The organism is Niallia endozanthoxylica, from assembly GCF_008710145.1.
Classification (GTDB): domain Bacteria; phylum Bacillota; class Bacilli; order Bacillales; family Cytobacillaceae; genus Bacillus_BD; species Bacillus_BD endozanthoxylica.
In genome coordinates, this window is sequence record NZ_VYKL01000020.1 from 19,256 (window position 1) to 36,555 (window position 17,300).

At 37.8% G+C, this 17,300-nt stretch carries 15 protein-coding genes; all 15 read right to left on the bottom strand.

From position 1 onward, the window contains the following. Positions 1–58: 58 nt before the first annotated feature. The 15 genes from F4V44_RS13580 to F4V44_RS13650 all read right to left on the bottom strand — a co-directional run bounded on the left by F4V44_RS13580 (position 59) and on the right by F4V44_RS13650 (position 17,268). The gene (locus F4V44_RS13580) at positions 59–1,081 is read right to left on the bottom strand and encodes a rod shape-determining protein (protein ID WP_150440566.1); all 1,023 of its coding nucleotides are present in this window, start codon (positions 1,079–1,081) and stop codon (positions 59–61) included. A 237-nt stretch (positions 1,082–1,318) separates the two neighbouring features. Beyond that, positions 1,319–2,008: a RadC family protein gene (gene radC, locus F4V44_RS13585; RefSeq protein WP_150440567.1), complete on the bottom strand. Its 690-nt coding sequence runs from the start codon at positions 2,006–2,008 to the stop codon at positions 1,319–1,321. 254 nt (positions 2,009–2,262) lie between these two features. Further along, positions 2,263–2,829 (bottom strand): Maf family protein, encoded by a 567-nt coding sequence (locus F4V44_RS13590; RefSeq protein WP_150440568.1) that lies wholly within the window; start codon positions 2,827–2,829, stop codon positions 2,263–2,265. Between the two features lie 319 nt (positions 2,830–3,148). Further along, positions 3,149–4,267 carry a hypothetical protein gene (locus tag F4V44_RS13595; protein ID WP_150440569.1) on the bottom strand — a complete coding sequence of 373 codons (1,119 nt, stop codon included), beginning with the start codon at positions 4,265–4,267 and terminating at the stop codon, positions 3,149–3,151. A gap of 102 nt (positions 4,268–4,369) precedes the next feature. Next, a complete protein-coding gene (locus F4V44_RS13600) occupies positions 4,370–5,371 on the bottom strand; it encodes a LysM peptidoglycan-binding domain-containing protein (protein ID WP_150440570.1) in 1,002 nt (333 codons plus the stop codon). Continuing rightward, complete coding sequence (locus F4V44_RS13605; protein WP_150440571.1) at positions 5,368–6,015, bottom strand: PilN domain-containing protein; 648 nt, start codon at positions 6,013–6,015, stop codon at positions 5,368–5,370. Before F4V44_RS13605 ends, F4V44_RS13600 begins: the two co-directional genes overlap by 4 nt. Before the next feature lie 3 nt (positions 6,016–6,018). Next, positions 6,019–7,005, bottom strand: a complete 987-nt coding sequence (gene pilM / locus F4V44_RS13610; RefSeq protein WP_150440572.1) for a type IV pilus biogenesis protein PilM — start codon at positions 7,003–7,005, stop codon at positions 6,019–6,021. Positions 7,006–7,278: 273 nt separating this feature from the next. Then, the gene (locus F4V44_RS13615) at positions 7,279–8,028 is read right to left on the bottom strand and encodes a prepilin peptidase (RefSeq protein WP_396897500.1); all 750 of its coding nucleotides are present in this window, start codon (positions 8,026–8,028) and stop codon (positions 7,279–7,281) included. Positions 8,029–8,186: 158 nt separating this feature from the next. After that, positions 8,187–8,618: a type IV pilin protein gene (locus tag F4V44_RS28285; protein WP_150440574.1), complete on the bottom strand. Its 432-nt coding sequence runs from the start codon at positions 8,616–8,618 to the stop codon at positions 8,187–8,189. Between the two features lie 136 nt (positions 8,619–8,754). Continuing rightward, positions 8,755–9,960, bottom strand: coding sequence for a type II secretion system F family protein (locus F4V44_RS13625; protein ID WP_150440575.1), 1,206 nt, complete (start codon positions 9,958–9,960; stop codon positions 8,755–8,757). 1 nt (position 9,961) lies between these two features. After that, positions 9,962–11,002 (bottom strand): type IV pilus twitching motility protein PilT, encoded by a 1,041-nt coding sequence (locus tag F4V44_RS13630; protein ID WP_150440576.1) that lies wholly within the window; start codon positions 11,000–11,002, stop codon positions 9,962–9,964. 12 nt (positions 11,003–11,014) lie between these two features. After that, the gene (locus F4V44_RS13635; RefSeq protein ID WP_191090676.1) at positions 11,015–12,682 is read right to left on the bottom strand and encodes a GspE/PulE family protein; all 1,668 of its coding nucleotides are present in this window, start codon (positions 12,680–12,682) and stop codon (positions 11,015–11,017) included. An 84-nt stretch (positions 12,683–12,766) separates the two neighbouring features. Further along, a complete protein-coding gene (locus tag F4V44_RS13640; protein WP_150440577.1) occupies positions 12,767–14,086 on the bottom strand; it encodes a G5 domain-containing protein in 1,320 nt (439 codons plus the stop codon). Between the two features lie 262 nt (positions 14,087–14,348). Beyond that, positions 14,349–15,134, bottom strand: coding sequence for a PRC-barrel domain-containing protein (locus F4V44_RS13645; RefSeq protein ID WP_150440578.1), 786 nt, complete (start codon positions 15,132–15,134; stop codon positions 14,349–14,351). 73 nt (positions 15,135–15,207) lie between these two features. After that, a complete protein-coding gene (locus F4V44_RS13650) occupies positions 15,208–17,268 on the bottom strand; it encodes a hypothetical protein (protein WP_150440579.1) in 2,061 nt (686 codons plus the stop codon). Positions 17,269–17,300: the final 32 nt, after the last annotated feature.

Genomic DNA, 17,300 nt, shown 5'->3' on the forward strand with positions numbered 1-17,300 from the left:
ATTCGCATTCATCCCTTAACTTTAGAAGAGGAAGACTTCCGCTGAATGAAGTTAAGGGTTAGCGAGAATCCCGCGCTTTGTTTTTAAATAAATGAATATGGTCAAGAGCCTTACCTGTACCAATCGCTACACAATCCAAAGGATTCTCTGCAATTAACACAGGCATTTTTGTTTCTTCGCTAATCACCTTATCCAAATTACGCAATAGAGCGCCCCCGCCCGTTAAGACGATTCCTCTATCCATAATATCGGCAGCAAGCTCAGGCGGAGTTCTCTCAAGTGTTACTTTTACAGCATCCACAATTGCATCGACTGTATCTTTTAATGCGGTTGCAATCTCCTTCGCTGTAATTTCAATTGTTTTTGGCAGACCTGTTAATAAATCACGTCCGCGAATTTCCATATTGTCAATTCCTTCTGCATCACCTGCAGAACCAACTTCCATTTTAATTGCCTCAGACGTACGATCACCAATCATCAAATTATAGGTTTTACGAATATAATTCACAATCGCATCATCCATCTCGTCTCCGGCAATGCGGATCGATTGACTTGTCACAATCCCGCCAAGAGATATAATAGCCACTTCTGTTGTCCCGCCGCCAATATCGACGACCATGCTTCCCGTTGGTTCCCAGACTGGCAAGTTCGCTCCAATCGCAGCCGCAAACGGTTCTTCAATGGTATAGGCATCACGAGCTCCGGCCTGACGTGTCGCATCTATGACCGCTCTCTCCTCAACAGCCGTAATACCAGAAGGAACACATACCATAACATACGGCTTCCCTGAAAAAACACTCTTTGTTTTCAGCGCTTCCTTTATATAGTATTTCATCATAACTGCGGTGGTTTCATAATCAGCAATGACTCCATCCTTCATCGGGCGCATAGCTACAACATTTCCAGGTGTTCTCCCAATCATATTTTTCGCGTCATTTCCAACCGCTACAATACTTTTTGTATCTGTTTGTAATGCTACAACAGAAGGCTCTCTAACAACTACCCCTTTTCCCTTCACATAGACTAGCGTATTTGCAGTACCGAGATCGATCCCAAGATCCCTTGTCCCAAATCCAAACATGATTGTATCTCCCTTTCTGAAACAAAATGCAAACTTTCAAGGTAAGGCCTTTTGGTCCTCTTCTATCAGCAAAGCCGACCTATTGATAAAAGTTTCACTTACTATTTGTTAATTCCTATTTCCCATAACTAAACAATTCATGTATGCAATAATCATCTTTATGTCCTAAATATTCGTGAAAATCCGTCAAAAAATCACAAACTATATTATATCCTAACGTCAGATAAAATCATAGTCTTATAAGTACCCTTTCTCCTTTAAAGATACAAATTTATTTTCCCCGATAATGAGGTGGTCAAGAAGCTCAATCCCGAGAATTTTGCCGCACTCGCTGATACGGCGTGTTACTTCAATATCTTCACGGCTTGGTGTCGGGTCGCCGCTGGGATGATTATGAGCACAAACGATAGATGCTGCCGAACGGCGCAGAGCTTCTTTATAGATTTCGCGCGGATGGACAATTGATGCATTTAAGCTGCCGATAAAGATGGTCTTTTTGTGGAGAACTTGATTCTTTGTATTTAAATAAAGGGTCACGAAATGTTCTTGGGAAAGAAATCTCATGTCATTCATGACATATTTAGCACCGTCTTCCGGTGAACGAATGACATAGCGGTCATCATGATGCAGATTGGAGATTCTTCTTCCTATTTCAACAGCGGCCAATACTTGAATGGCTTTAGCTGTTCCAATCCCTTTAATTGAGGTGATTTCATCAAGAGATGCATCTTTTAAAAGTCTTAATCCTTCAAAATGCGTAAGAAGGCGGTTGGAAAGCTGGATAACGGATTCTTCCTTTGTTCCAGTTCTAAGCATGAGCGCAAGCAATTCCTGGTTCGATAAGCTTTCAGGCCCATATTTAATAAAACGTTCCCGCGGCCGTTCATCCTTTGGATAATCACGAATCATTAACTGTTCTGATTGCATAATGGTCTCCCTTTCTAAGAACGCTGGGAGTACGAAGATAAAGTAAAACTTCCATCAGTGGGGGTTTTCTTCATCCCCCACTGATGGTTAATCACGCAGAGCCTGATTGGATTTTCTAAGGGCTGAAGCCCAAAGAAAATCCTATTCTCACCAATCGTACCTTTACGGGCAGTTGATTCCCCACCTATCTTCTTTTATATACTTAGAATCTTGAGGTGGGGGTCTTACTGCCCGTTAAGAGTGGGATAAATGAATTAGCTGCTATACCCGGCCTTTTTTAATTCTCTAATGGTCCGTGCAACCGGAAGACCGACTACAGAAAAATAGTCTCCTGATATTTTTTTCACAAGGAGACTGCCAAATCCTTGGATTCCATAGGCTCCAGCCTTATCAAATGGTTCGCCTGTGTCAAGATAGTCGTTAATTTCATCATCCGTTAACTCCCAAAATTCCACATCTGTTTTTTCGAAAAATTTACATACATTTGACTCTGAAACAATCGCCACCCCTGTATAAACCGAATGAGACCTGCCGGAAAGACTCTTCAGCATAGAAAAGGCTTCCTCACGGTTTTCCGGTTTGCCAAGAATGGTCTGGTCCCTAACAACAACTGTATCTGAACCAATGACAAACGAATCTTTATACTCCTTCGATACTGCTTCGGCTTTGCGATGAGCTAATTCCATGACAATTTCCCCTGGACTCCATGTTGGATTATAATTTTCATCTACATCGCTGCTTATCGTCTGAAAAGTTATTTGAAGATTTTCAAGAAGTTCTTTTCGGCGTGGAGATGATGAGGCTAAAATGAGGTTTTGCATTGTTTCACCTTACCTTTTAAAGAATTTTGGGAGATACAGCTTCATCGTATCATTAATACTATAGACAAACAATTAATTATCCGGCATACCACTCTTATATTAATCCTTTCATATCATTTACTGGATTTTCTAAAAGAATACTCTATTGATTAATGAAAATTAGACGATGAAAAATAAGCGATAAGTAGATAAGCCTTACTTCTGAAAGCTTATCTGCCTATCACTATGCATACATTATTTCCTATTATAATTTCCCGGAAAATACATATATCGATCTTCTATGACAGATAATCAGATTAAAATCTCCCTTACGAATTGACTATAGGCTTATATAAGCAGCCATAAAAGACAATAAACTTTGTTGTAGTTTAAGGAAGGTACTATCTTCAGGATTTTTCTCATAGAGCTTTAATTGTGCTGCGGCTGCTTCAAGTTGAGAATACATATCAAGGACAGCTTTATTTTCTAGCTTTTCTTTATCAATCTGCGACAGGACAGCTGTTTCTTTTTCTATATTTTTCATTGCAGCTTCACTTATGTTGTTTGAAACACCTGCAGTGGTAGCACTTGCTGTGAGGATTTTAAATAGCTGCGGGGATAATTCGAGCAGTTTCTTTTCTTCTTCATGCTGCAAACTAATTTTTTTCTCGCCAATTGTAAATTCCTTTGAAAATGTTTCTCCATTTCCATCTATATTTTTGCTGATTATTTTAGCGTCTGCTACAGTATCGGCCATACTTATGAAAATCGCATATTTCCCATCTATCGGAAGGATGGCTGCCGGGGTTCCCTTCTCTTTTAAGGATGATAAATTATCTTCAGCGATGCTTTGCGATGAATAGATTCCCTCCTGAACAACCGCCGTTGTTAAAGGCGGAAGGGTCACATCTATACTCCCGTTCGGCTTAGGCTGTTCAGTTGTCTGTTCAGTTGTCTGTTCAGCGATAACTGGTGAGTCTTCTTCTCCTCCAACAGCTTGATCGGTTGGTACTAATTTAAGTAAAATAAGTCCAAAAACCGTTCCAAGGATAATAGCAAAAATAACAGAAAGCAGCATGGTCACATTCATTTTTTTAAAGCTTTTTGTTTTTGCTTTTGCGCTTTTCACTTTATCATTTTTCGTTTTATGATTTAAAAGAGATTTGAATGGAATTGGCAGTTTTTCTTTTTTTCTATCATGAAGATGAATAACCTTTGATTCATCCTTCTTAGGGAGATGGTTACCGCTTGGTAAAATCCAGTCAAATGTATCATCCTCTTCGCTAGACTCCCTTGTTGCAGCTGACTCATGTTCCATTGGTTTAGCAGGTTGTTTATCGCCTTTTTCATTCCCTTTTTTTTGACCATCTGGCGGTATTCCTTTGTTGCCTTCTTTAATCGGATTGTCATTTCCGTTGATTTTGATTTTAATGGTATTCCCGTTATTTTGCTTGTCCATCTCTCAACCCTCCCTGTCGCAACTTGGTTGGTTTCATCCTAACATATGGCAAAAAAAAAATAACAAGACTTTTGTCGTCTTGTTATCGAATGTTTCGTCAAATTACTTAGGAGAGTTTTGTTCTGCTGCATCCTTTTCTTTTTCGGCAGGGATTATTAGCTTTTGACCAGCATAGATTTGGTTCCCTATAATTCCATTTGTATCCCTAATCTTTTGCAGTCCTTCATTTGAGTTATAAAATTGAACAGCAATGCTGAAAAGGCTGTCCCCTGGCTTAACGGTATAGATGACATCTTCTCCGTTTCTTACAATTGGATCGTTCGTCGGAGTATATACTGCTGTTACCTTCCCTTTATCATACTGACCAAAATTGCTAAATGGATTTTTCTTATTCGCTGGTTCTGGACTTTCCATTTTCGGCAGATGATCAATTAAATCGGTTAAGGCAGGCATATAAAAAGCCGATACCGTCACCTGATAGGATAGCGGTTTATCTATTTGTTCGGTTTCAATGATTTCATCATTTGCCGTAAAGTCAATGGATTCTATCACCGTAATTCGTTGCGAGTTTTCAAGCGTTTGGAGAAACGTTTCTAATTCAAAATAACTCGGTGACTCAACGGTCATCGTGACCGTCACTTTTTTCACACCTGCAGGCAAAGCAGGAGCAGCTGGTTTTTCCTCTGTTTCATTTTCTGCTGAAGCTTTTTCCTCTTCCTCTGCTTCTCCTTCTACATCTACTTCTAATTGTGGTATCTCTTCTGTCAAGTTTAATTCCGCTTCTGAAAAGCCCATCTGAGAGACAAAGCTGCCTGAGACCACCTCTGCCTTTTCAATATCTAATAAAAATTGCTGCTCTAACGGTTTGACAGGTACCAATTTTTGTAAAGAAGACGTACTTGCAAATGTATTTTTATTTGATGAGACCATATTGCTTTGTAGTGCAGATAAAATTTTCTGCTGGGTGTTTAATTCACTTTCTTTCCGCTCAATTAATCCGATTTTAGGATACAGTACGAAAAAGTATATACCAGTAAACAAAAGGATAATAGTTAATAATGTTCCTATAACCGCCCATTTCCCTTTTGGAAGTTTCAGATTCATGAATCCTCACCCTCCTTCTCGTCGGAGGATGGTGAAACTACTTCACTCTTGATTAACTCTTTATTTAAAGTGAGTTCAATTTCCGCAATGTAACGCGGAACATACTTTTCATTTGCTAATTCTGATTCATCTCTTTCAGATTCTCCCATTTGTTTATCAAAGAAACCGGTCTCAGCATTCACACTAGACATTTTTGCATCCTCTAGCCAGTCCCATTGATGCAGACTATTTAAAAAGTAGGCAGCTTCTCTTGTTGATTCAAACTGGACACTTAATTGAATCGTTCCTGTTTCTGTATAATTAAAGGTTTGAATAAATCCTCTCTCAGGAAGCAGTTTAGTCAATTCCTTTATAATCGGAACCGTTTTAATCGGGTACTGTTTGGCCCATTCAATCGTTTGCTCTAACTGAGCCAGTGAATCCGATGATTGGTAGGAGGTCATTTTTTGCTGCTCGATTGCCACAATCTCTTCTGTTGCAGTAATTTCCTTTTCAATCGAAGAAAGTTTATTTTCATGTGATCGATTTAGCCAAAATGCGAAAAATCCACCAATAAGGAGGATAACAATGGAAATTATAGCAAGCAGTAAAAGGGATTTACTCTTTGTCTCTTTTTCTGGTAATAGATTAATGTCTATGAGCATGTTTTACCCCCCTTTTAATGCAAGCCCTAATGCCAGATAATGTGTATATGGCAAGCTGTGATCATCCTGAATCCCCTCAAGTGAAATGGTCTCAATTGGAATATCAAAACGGTCTTTAAAATCGCTTTGAATCTTTTCAATCATTGGATGATCTCCATTTAGTAAAATCTTTGACACTTTCTTCTTCCCTTGGTGTAAGGAATAGCGGTAAAAATCCATCAAGCGGTTAATTTCTTTATAAATATCTTCAAACTGATAATCTAAGTCACTTTGTTTTCCTATAAAGTTTAACTCATATTGCTCTGCCCGATTTAATTTCGCTTCCCATTTTTCCACATCAAATTCAATTGGCAGATGATGCATAAAAAATGGAATATGGTTTTCAAAAATACAAATATTTACTGTATTAATATCAAATTGAACAGCAAGTAAATCTCCATTCTCTTTATCCTCTTGCAAATGATAATACAAACGATAGAGTGCAAGCGGTGAAATTTCTGCTTCGACAGGATTTAATTTAACCTCTGAAAATAAATCAGCATACTCCATGACATTTTCTTCTTGTGCAGCAAAAATAAGAATTTCTTTTTTCTCTGCATCAGACGATAGGACGACTGCATCAAAAACAGGTTCATCAAACGGTAAATGGATGCTCGAACCCAATTCTAAATACAAATAACCTTTTATTTCGTCATCCTGCACATTCGCAGGAATATTCAATTTACGAATAATAACAAAGGATTCAGGAACTAAAAAGCGTACTTGCCGCTTCTGAATCTTCCATTCTTGCAGACATTCTTCCAAGATCATTACGAGTGTTTCATAATCTTGAATTTTCCCATTACTAATCACTCCAACAGGAATCATACGTTCGCCAAATTTATGAGCAATGGGAGGGTTTGCTTGTTTTAACTCAACATAACGGATGAAATGATCCGTAATAATCATATTCACAATTCGTTTTTTCGGAGATAAAAAGGATAAAGGCATAATAAAACCCTTTCACTAAAGACCTAAAATAAGAAAAGCTCAGGCGCCTTGCTGAGCGATGTGTGGACTGACTTACACAGGATGTGCTGACATCGACGTTCGCCACAGGACGTGTCGGTCTTTAGTCGATGTTCCTCTTACTTTCGGACTGAGATAAAGGAAACACGAAGAACGCGCTAACGTGATTCGATGTTTCCTTATCGTAGAAGGAAGTCTGAAGTCCACTAGCCGCTGAAGCTAGAACGCTATCAAAGTTTAAAAAGTTATACTTTCTTATCTAAATAAAAATTGCAGATACCAGCCAATAATCTCTTCATAAAAAAAGTAGGCTGTGAGCGTTCCGGCAGCAATAAATGGGCCAAATGGAATCGGTTTTCCCCGCTTCACAAGCTTGAATAACAGTCCAATAATGCCAAAAAACGCTCCATAGAACGTAGCTAACATAAATGATAATAACATCGTTTTGGTCCCGACAACAAAACCAATCAGCGCAAATAGCTTAATATCCCCGCCGCCCATACCGCCTTTTGAGACAATCGCAATAATCAGCAACAGTGTAAATCCGATTGCTGCTCCTAACAAAGAATCCCACCAAGGCCTTAGCGGAATAAAGATTCGTTCTATTAAAAAAATCCCTGCAAAAACTAGTAAAATCTTATCAGGGATTAGCATATACGCGATATCAGATACAAAGATAATCATAAATAAAGAAATAAGCGTCCATGCGACAAGTAGTTCTACTGTCCAACCAAGAACAAGTGGAGCAGAAACAAATAATAACCCTGTTATAAACTCTATTAATGGATAAATAGGAGAAATGCCGACTTTACATTTACGGCATTTCCCCCCTTGAATTACATAGGACAGCACAGGTATCAACTCAAGCACTGTTAACTGATGGTGACAGTTCGGACAGGATGAGCGTGGTGCTATGATTGATTTATTTTTTGGAACGCGCAAGCCTACTACGTTGTAGAAGGAGCCTAATGTTAGACCATACAACAATATTAATAAATTTAAAATGTTCAACTCTACACTTCCATTTTTAAATCTTAATTTATTAAATATACTCTAAATAAGATTTAGGAATAGATACTTACTTTTATCCACACTACTGTCTCAAGGTTAAAATAAAAGTAACCTAAGCTACAGTATTATATAATTCTAAACCCTAATATTAATTAAGTCGCTGGTTTTATTGCAGTTTTATTATCATAATCCATCTTATTAATATCACTACGTGTTTTGTCCTTTAGTATTGGTGCACTACCACTTTTATCCGGGTGTTTAAAAGTTACAGATAGTGTAATTACGTTGGTACCGGGATCCTTAGCAATTGTCCAATTCTCTTCCACATTATCTAGAGTTATATCAAGATACTTTGCTGTATTAGTGGCATTTACCTCTTCCCCAGCAGCATCAGCCATTGTGGCGGCGTTGATAATTTGCAATGCATCTGCTTTTGATGCATCAAATTTTGACTTAGCAACAATATTACCAATACTAGGAATGGCAATCGCTGCAATAATCCCCAAAATAACAACTACTGCAAGCAATTCAATTAAGGTCAAACCGCGTTGATCCTTTAAATGCCTTTTGATACTTTTCAACATTTCTTTCTCCCCTTTTAAACTAAAATATTATTATAGTTATTTTTAACTATTACCATTATACTCTACCAAATTTTAAGTCACAATATCACATATTCTGTCAAAAATATATGAATTTTTTCGTAAATTTTTTCAATTTTTAACCAACTTGATTGAAAATCTCAAACATTGGTACCATGATTGCCGTCACGATTGTTCCTACTAATCCGGCAAGCAGTACAATCATTAGCGGCTCAATGAGCGATTTCAAACGGTCCGTACTATTTTCTACTTCCTGTTCATAGAAATCAGCTACTTTTCCAAGCATAGAATCCAGTGAACCAGTCTCTTCTCCGATGGCAATCATCTGTGAAACTAGCGGAGGAAAAGCCCAATGTTTTTTCATCGGCTCTGCTAATGATTGGCCTCTTTCTAATGAATCACGAGATTGTCGAACAACCCGTGAAATAACCTCATTTTCAACTACATTCTCGACAATCGACATCGCTTGAAGAATTGGTACAGAACTTGTAAATAACGAACTCAATGTTCTAGTCATCCGTGCCAGCACAGCCTTCTGTAACATATTTCCAAAAATAGGAATTCTTAAAACGAAATAATCAAGATAATATTTTGTTTTCTTATTCTTGTTAATAACCATAATGAACGCGACAAAGGCAATCATTAAACTGACCATTAACCACCAGAATTTCTGCATAAAATTACTTGCACCCAAGACAAACTGAGTAATCGCTGGCAGCTCCCCGCCAAAATCAGCAAACATATCCACAAATGTCGGTACAACTGATACGAGCAGAAAAATAACAACAGCAATCGCAATAATTCCAACAACAACCGGATAGGCAAGTGCCGATTGTATTTTTGACCTTGTATTGTGTTGCTTTTCAAAATGAACCGCTAGACGTTCCAATGTGTCATCCATATTTCCGCCTGCTTCACCGGCACGAATCATATTAATGAACATCACAGAAAAGATTTTTTTATGCTTCGCAGCCGCCTCCGATAACGGCCTTCCTTCTGTTAGATCCTGTTCCATATCAAGGAGCGCTTTTTTCAATGCTTTGCTTTCTGTTTGCTGTGCGAGAATCCTTGTTGAATCAACAATCGAGACACCCGCTTTAATGAGAGTTGAAAACTGACGTAAATAAATCACCATATGCTGGAGCTTCACAGGTGAGCCAATGGAAATATCCTTTGTTAACAAGGTCTCCGGGATTTCCGTCATTTCTAGTACTCTTACGCCATCTGTCCGCAGCTTCTGCATCGCTTCTCTTTTTGAAGAAGCCGTAATTACGCCTTGTTTCTTTCCTTTACGGTCCCTGCCTGAATATTTAAAGCGTGCCATCTTAACTCATACTCTCCTGTAAATATGGTTCTGCAGTCTCTTTAGAAATCGCACCGGATTGGATAAGTTCCATGATGCTTGTCTCAAGAGTATGCATACCGGCTGCACGTGAAGTTTGCATTACATTCGCAATTTGATGGATTTTCTCATTCCGAATGAGATTGGCCACAGCCGAGTTATTAATAAGAATTTCTGTTGCTGCCCTGCGGCCTTGTCTATCTGCTGTTTGAAATAACCGCTGGGAAATAACAGAAACAAGCACAGAAGCCAATTGAATTCTTATTTGCTGCTGTTGTGATGGCGGAAAAACATCAATCATCCGGTTAATTGTTGTTGGTGCACTTGACGTATGCAGGGTCCCAAAGACTAAATGCCCTGTTTCTGCTGCTGTAATCGCCGTTTGAATCGTTTCTAAGTCACGCATCTCTCCAACGAGAATCACATCAGGATCTTGTCTTAAAGACGCTCGCAGTCCATTAGCAAAATCCTTCGTATCAAATCCCACTTCGCGCTGATCAATAATACTGTGTCCATGCTTATGCAAATACTCAATCGGATCTTCTAATGTAATGATGTGTTTTCTCATTGTCTGGTTCATGTACTGAATAATAGATGCCAATGTTGTCGACTTTCCGCTTCCGGTCGGCCCTGTTACAAGTACGAGCCCTTGTGGTTTTTCGGCTATTTTCTTTAACACATCAGGCATTTTCAATTCCTCAAGCGTTGGGATTCTCGATGGAACCACTCTTAATGCCAAGGAAATGCATGATCGCTGAAAATACGTATTCACACGAAACCTGGAAACACCTGGAATACCATAGGAAAAGTCTAGCTCGCCTGTTTCCTTAAATGTCTCCCACATGTTCATTGGAATGATGGCCTGTGCCATCTCCTCTGTGTCATGAGGATTTAATACTTCTTTGCCAAGTTGCTTTAATTCCCCATTGATTCTAATAATAGGCGGAACTCCTACTGTTAAATGAATATCAGATGCCTTTAACTCAAAGCTTACTCGCAGTATATGGTCAATCTTTTCTTTCATACTTTTGCACCTCTATTCAGGTAATGCCACACGTAATATTTCTTCTGTCGTTGTCAGTCCTTGTTTCACCTTAAGCAATCCATCGTCAATAAGAAAAATCGTTTTGTTCTTAATCGCTAACTCTCTGAGTTTGAGAAAAGAATCTCCGTTCATAATGACCTTTCTCATCTCATCGGTTATTACTAGCACCTCATGGATAGCAATCCGGCCTTTATATCCAGTCATATTACAGGAAGAACAACCCCGCCCGCGGACAATTCTATCTACCTTTAGGCCTCTTTTAGCAAAAATCTCAATTTCCCTTTTTGTAGGAGCTTGTTCTTCTGCACAATCACGACAGATTTTTCTTACTAACCGCTGAGCAACAATTCCACTTAATGCAGAAGCCACTAAGAATGGCTCTACACCCATATCAACTAATCGATTGACCGTTCCAAGCGAGTCATTTGTATGGATTGTACTTAATACTAAGTGTCCAGTTAATGACGCACGGACTGCAATTTCGGCCGTTTCTTTATCACGAATTTCCCCAACCATGATAATATTAGGATCTTGACGAAGAATGGAACGAAGCCCTGCGGCAAATGTCATCCCTACATTCGTGTTAACCTGAATTTGGTTAATCCCTTCAATCTGGTATTCTACCGGATCTTCAACCGTAATAATGTTTACCTCTTCACTATTCAGCTTATTTAAAGCCGCATACAGTGTAGAAGATTTCCCTGAGCCTGTAGGACCAGTAATCAGGACAATTCCAGTAGGCTTTTCAATCATATTGATGATTCGTTTTAAGTTCAGGCTATTGAAACCTAGTTTATTAATGTCATTTAGGGAGCTGCCCAAATCCAATATCCGCATAACAATTTTTTCGCCATATACCGTTGGCAATGTGGATACACGGAGATCAATCGGATGAAATTCCAAGTTAACCTTTATACGTCCATCCTGTGGGACACGGTGTTCTGTAATATCTAAGTTAGCCATGATTTTAATTCTTGCCGTCAAAAGACTTTGCATATGCTTTGGCAGTACTCTTTCTGTTCTCAAAACACCATCGATACGATATCGAATGGCTACTTTCGTTTCCTGGGGATCAATATGAATATCACTTGCTTTCATGACTACAGCATTGGATAATAGCTGGTTCACAAGGCGGACAACCGGTGAATCTTCAGCCGTCATAGTTTCTTCCTGTGCGGCCTCACCGCCCTCTGGAAGAGTTCCAAGCAGCTCCTCGAAGCCGTCTTCAACGTTATAATACTTGTTAATAACCCTTAAGATATCATCTTTTGTTGCAATCGCCGGGTCAATCTGAAATCCTGTTGTCAGACGCAAATCATCAATGGCAAAGAAATCCATTGGATCAGCCATCGCAACCAACAGCCTGTCTCCCTCTTTTTTGAGCGGTATAAGCTGGTTCCGTTTTGCCATTTCTTTCGGAATTAAATTTAATAGCTTTGTATCGATTGGATAACGGAATAAACTGATGTGAGGGATTCCAAGCTGAAATTCCAATACCTCTATCAGCTGCTGTTCTGTTAAAAATCCTCTTTGCAGCAAAGCATCTCCAAGCTTTTGACCAGGGCTTTTTTCATTTAATGTGATTTGAAGCTGTTCTTCTGTAATAAGACCTGATTCAACGAGTAAGTCTCCAAGCCGTTTACGGGTTTGCTTCATCATTAACCTCACCGCACATATTTATAATTTTTAGAAAGAATTCACTTTCTATTTGTCTACTCTAGCTATTCGTTTGTAATTGAGTGACTACTCTACTGTCCCTTCTGCTGACGGATCAGTTGCTGCATCCTTTTTATCTTCGGAAGTATCTGTTGATACTTTGTCTTCTTTCTTCTTATTATCATCTTCGTTTTCTTCAGAGGATGAATCGTTTGTTTCATTATTTGAGTCATTATCTTCCTCTTCATTCATAGTCGAATCCACTTTATTCTGGATTAAGCCCCGAACGACAACTCGATGAATTGGCGGATAGAAATCTTCTGAAATGGTCTCTTTTTTAATAGAGGTGCCATTTTCATCATAGTGCTCCCGATACACTTTAATGATTTGCCCCTCTTTTCCCTCTTCCTTTACAGAACTCTCTGCTGGACTTAACTGTGGATTAAATTGGACGATTTCCTTTGGTTTAAAGCTGTCCTTGCCTTCCAGCTTAATCTCATATCGATTTAGAAACTCAGGCCCTTTAAGTGAAACAGTAAGGGTGCTATCCACATTCTCAAATTCTATAAAATAACTAATCTCGTTCGGATTTGAGAATATTAAATCGTATTGAAGCTTATCATCTACTTTCGCTTCATATCCAAGTTCTGCATATTCAGGCAGTTCGCTGCTTATATGTCTTTCAATCATCACAAAGTTAGTTGGCAAAGCCACTTCATAAATAGCAGTAGCCAGCTTATTTAAAGATAATGGCGAAAGTTTTATTTTTTGATCCTTGAGATATTGAAGCAGTGAAAATTGCGCTAATGATCCCACTTCCATTTTTTCACTTGCTAGTCCTTCCAAATCTGCCACCGTTTCTTCCAGATTAATTTTCGACTCATTAATGACAGCCTGCTTTTCTTCTGTATTCGTCAAGAATGGTTCAAGACGTACTTCATAGCTTCCAGACTGAAGCATTTTAGCATTTACAAGCATTTGTGATTCTAAATCGTTCATATTTATATCACTGCTGTTAAGACTTGATGATAGAGTTGTTAAAGTTTTTTCTAGAGAAACTACCTTTACTACCATCTCATTTTGTTGACCTCGTTCAGCCTGCATGACCGTTTTTTCAACATCAAATATGAAATAATCCTTGTTAACCCCTATGACTTTCTCCCTATATTTAATTGTCAAAGTTGTTTCCTTTTGCCATTTTGTTAACGCCTCTTCTACTGCTTGAAGCGCGTCATTTCGAGTCATACCTTCTATGGATACGGAACCAATCATTGTTCCTTCAGAAAATTTATCATCACTGCCCATCACTGAATCATATGCTAGACTACCAAAATGGGAAAAGCTAAAAATATAAGTTGTACAAAGAAGTAGAATGATAAATAATCCTAACGTCTGCTTATTCCCCATATGACCTATATCTCCTCGTTTATTATGAAACCATTTTCCTATTTCTATGAGTATAATATACTAGTTATTTTACACTAGTATATACTAATAATAAAGAAGATAGAAAATATTCCCATATCCCTTCATCCTATTTATTGCACATAGAGTTCAATAATTTTCAGATAATATTCTAATAATATTAAAACTTTCTAACATGAATTAGAAGTAAGCCTTGTCCATCATGATAAAATCAAATAGACAAGGCTTAAAAATTCCCTTCTTATTAAGCTTCCACATTCATGGATAATTCAACAACCGTACTTGGACTGTCATTTTGTGCTTTCATGATATCCTCAGGTGTTAGTGTAATTCCTTTATCAAATAGTACGTTCCCATTTGAATCATAAATCGTTTTTGATAATCTTTTTCCATTTAATAAGTCGATTTGCTTTTTCTTTAAAGAGGCTAGTTCATTATCTTCTGTTTTTCTTTCTTCTACTGGTAGGATATAGATGCTTTCCTTCACATCATTTACAGCTTCATTAACAGCAGCCGTACTTTCTTTTGTTGGGTCAAGTTCATTGGCATTAGTAATGTAGTTTTGAGTTGCCTCTTCTTTTACAATCAAAATATCTTTTCCATAAGTAAGTACAAATTCAGATGAAATGGTTAACTGTTGATTGGGTGTTTTTAATTCCATCCCAAGAATCTGACCCGTTTCATCATCAACAAAATACTCCGAAACCTCTCCAAGCAGCTGGCCTTTTCTTGTCATAACCCGAGTGTCTTTAATCTGGATTTTTTTGTTTACAAGCTGATTAGCAATAGGAATCTCATTTAAATCAATCACTGCGTTGCTGCTTTCAATTGTCAGTGCAAACTCACCGACACCAATTACTTTTTTATATGGAATAGCTTTAATGCTTGCTTGCCAGTCCTCATGCTCAATTGTTAAAAAGTCAATCGAGCCTTTTTCAGGATTTAAAACTAATGAACGAACTTTTCCAACCTGTACCCCATCTGAAATACTAATAATGGGAAGGCTAATGATTTGTGCACTGCTTTTCATTTATTTCACCACACCTAATTATTGAATTATGACTATTACAATACAGGAAGAAAAAATATAATACTATAATAAATTACTTCTTAACATATTGCTCTTGTAAATAATGAATTTCCTGTAACAAAATTGGAAAATGGGAAAATTCATCCTCCATTTGCCCTAGTAATTGTAATAACAATTGTTCATTTTTTATTTTAATATAATGCTCTGCTAGTAACAAAGACAATGTATATTGTTCTACTGCTGGTAACTTATTACTTAAAAAGCTAATCAACATTTGCTCATATTGATCAGGTTCAAGTGTTTTTTTCGAAATATCCGCCTGTACAAGCATCGTTTGGAATACTTGTTTTTGCTGCTCATTCAGCCCTATTTGTTCCTCTGTTTGGCTTAGAACATTGTCATCCTCTGCTGTCATATCAGTACTATCGTCCGTTTCATGATCTATAGGAAGATGTTCAGGTACTTCACCTATAAGAGTATTTTCAGTCTCCTCATTTACAACAGTCTCCTGTAAGTCAACTTCCACATCCTCTTGTTCAACTAGAGGGATTGGATGATAATCCTTCTTTTCTGTCTCAGCCGTTGGGGACTCCGTTCTCTCTGAAACACCATCTTTTTCTTCCTCTTCAAGTATGAAATCATCTATGTTATCTTCTTCATTCTCTAGAACAGATACTTCTTTTGTATTTTCTCTATGTTCAGTTACAGATGGTTCTATTATATCTTCTAAAGTTTCAAGGATTGATTGGTCATCTATATTCTTTAAAGTTTCAAAGACAGCTGGTTCTTCTATAGCCTCTAGAGTTTCAAAAGCCGTTGGTTCTTCTTTAGACTCTAGAGTTTCAAAAGCCGTTGGTTCTTCTTTAGACTCTAGGGTTTCAGGTTTAGAAATTTCCTCTATAACCTCTAAGGTTTCAAGATTAGAAAATTCTTCTATACCCTCTAAAGTTTCAAAAGCCGTTGGCTCCTCTATAATCTCTAGACTTTCAAGGGTAGAATTCCCCTCTATATCCTCGGGAGTTTCAAGTAACACCGCAACTTGTTCATTCGCCTCTAATTGGGGATGATTTTTCAATAACATTTCCAGCTCATCTACGTTTACTAGCATATCCTCATCTATTATCAATTCAGTATTATCCTTACTGTCTTCCTCCAGCGAGTTTTCAGACAGCATCACTTTTTCTAATTCAGATAAGTAACTCGTACTCCGATCAGAAGGATTCTTGTCATCTTGTACAGATTCAAGATTATTATCTATGGAAGAAGATAACTCCGCTTCATCTACAACCATAACATCTAAATTGTCCAACCAACCATTCTCAACAGCAGGTAATTCGTCCTTTTGAATGGAAAAGTTCTCATCATTTAATACATCCTTAGTGAGGTTTGATTGATCCTGTTGGTCAATATCAGTATTTAACCTATCTTTTTCTTCACTATTTAAATTAAATGGCTCCATTACATCTAAATTGTCCAGCCATTCGTTCTCACCAGCAAGTAGTTCGTCCTTTTTAATGGAGACATTTTCATTATTTAATATATCATCAGTGAATATGGCTTTATCCTTTTGTTCAAGAGTATTTACCCTATCTTTTTCTTCGTCATTTGAATTGAATGGCTTTATATCATATAATGGACTTTCTTCTCTGTTAAACGAATCTAACAGTTCTAACTCAAATTCCGGACTCTTCTCATGGTCTTCAAATAGAAGTGCATCCTGATTTAGTCCTTTATCATGAATCGAATGTGCATGTAAGTCATCTGCTTGTTGCTCCCCTAAGAATGGAAGTTCTGATTTTTCTTCAGGGTGAAGCCATTGCGCTTCTTTCGTTACGATTTCATCCTCTTCATCTTCTTTCATCATCGTTGCTTCAGTTGTTTCAGACTTATTTACAAAAAATGACGAAAATCTTTTTGATAGTATCAACGTAAGCAGCATGACTAATGCAATGATCAATAAAATACTTTGCCACAATGACAAAAATAATTTTGTCAACAAGCCACAAATTAAAGAAATCCCCAAAGAAGCTGCAACAATAATCAGCTTGCCCTTTGTTGTTATTTTAAGAGGAATAAAATAAATGATGGGAATGAGTATGACCATTGATAATAATGAAAAAATAACAACATTCATTTGCCTACCGCCCCCCCTCCTTTTAAGCACTA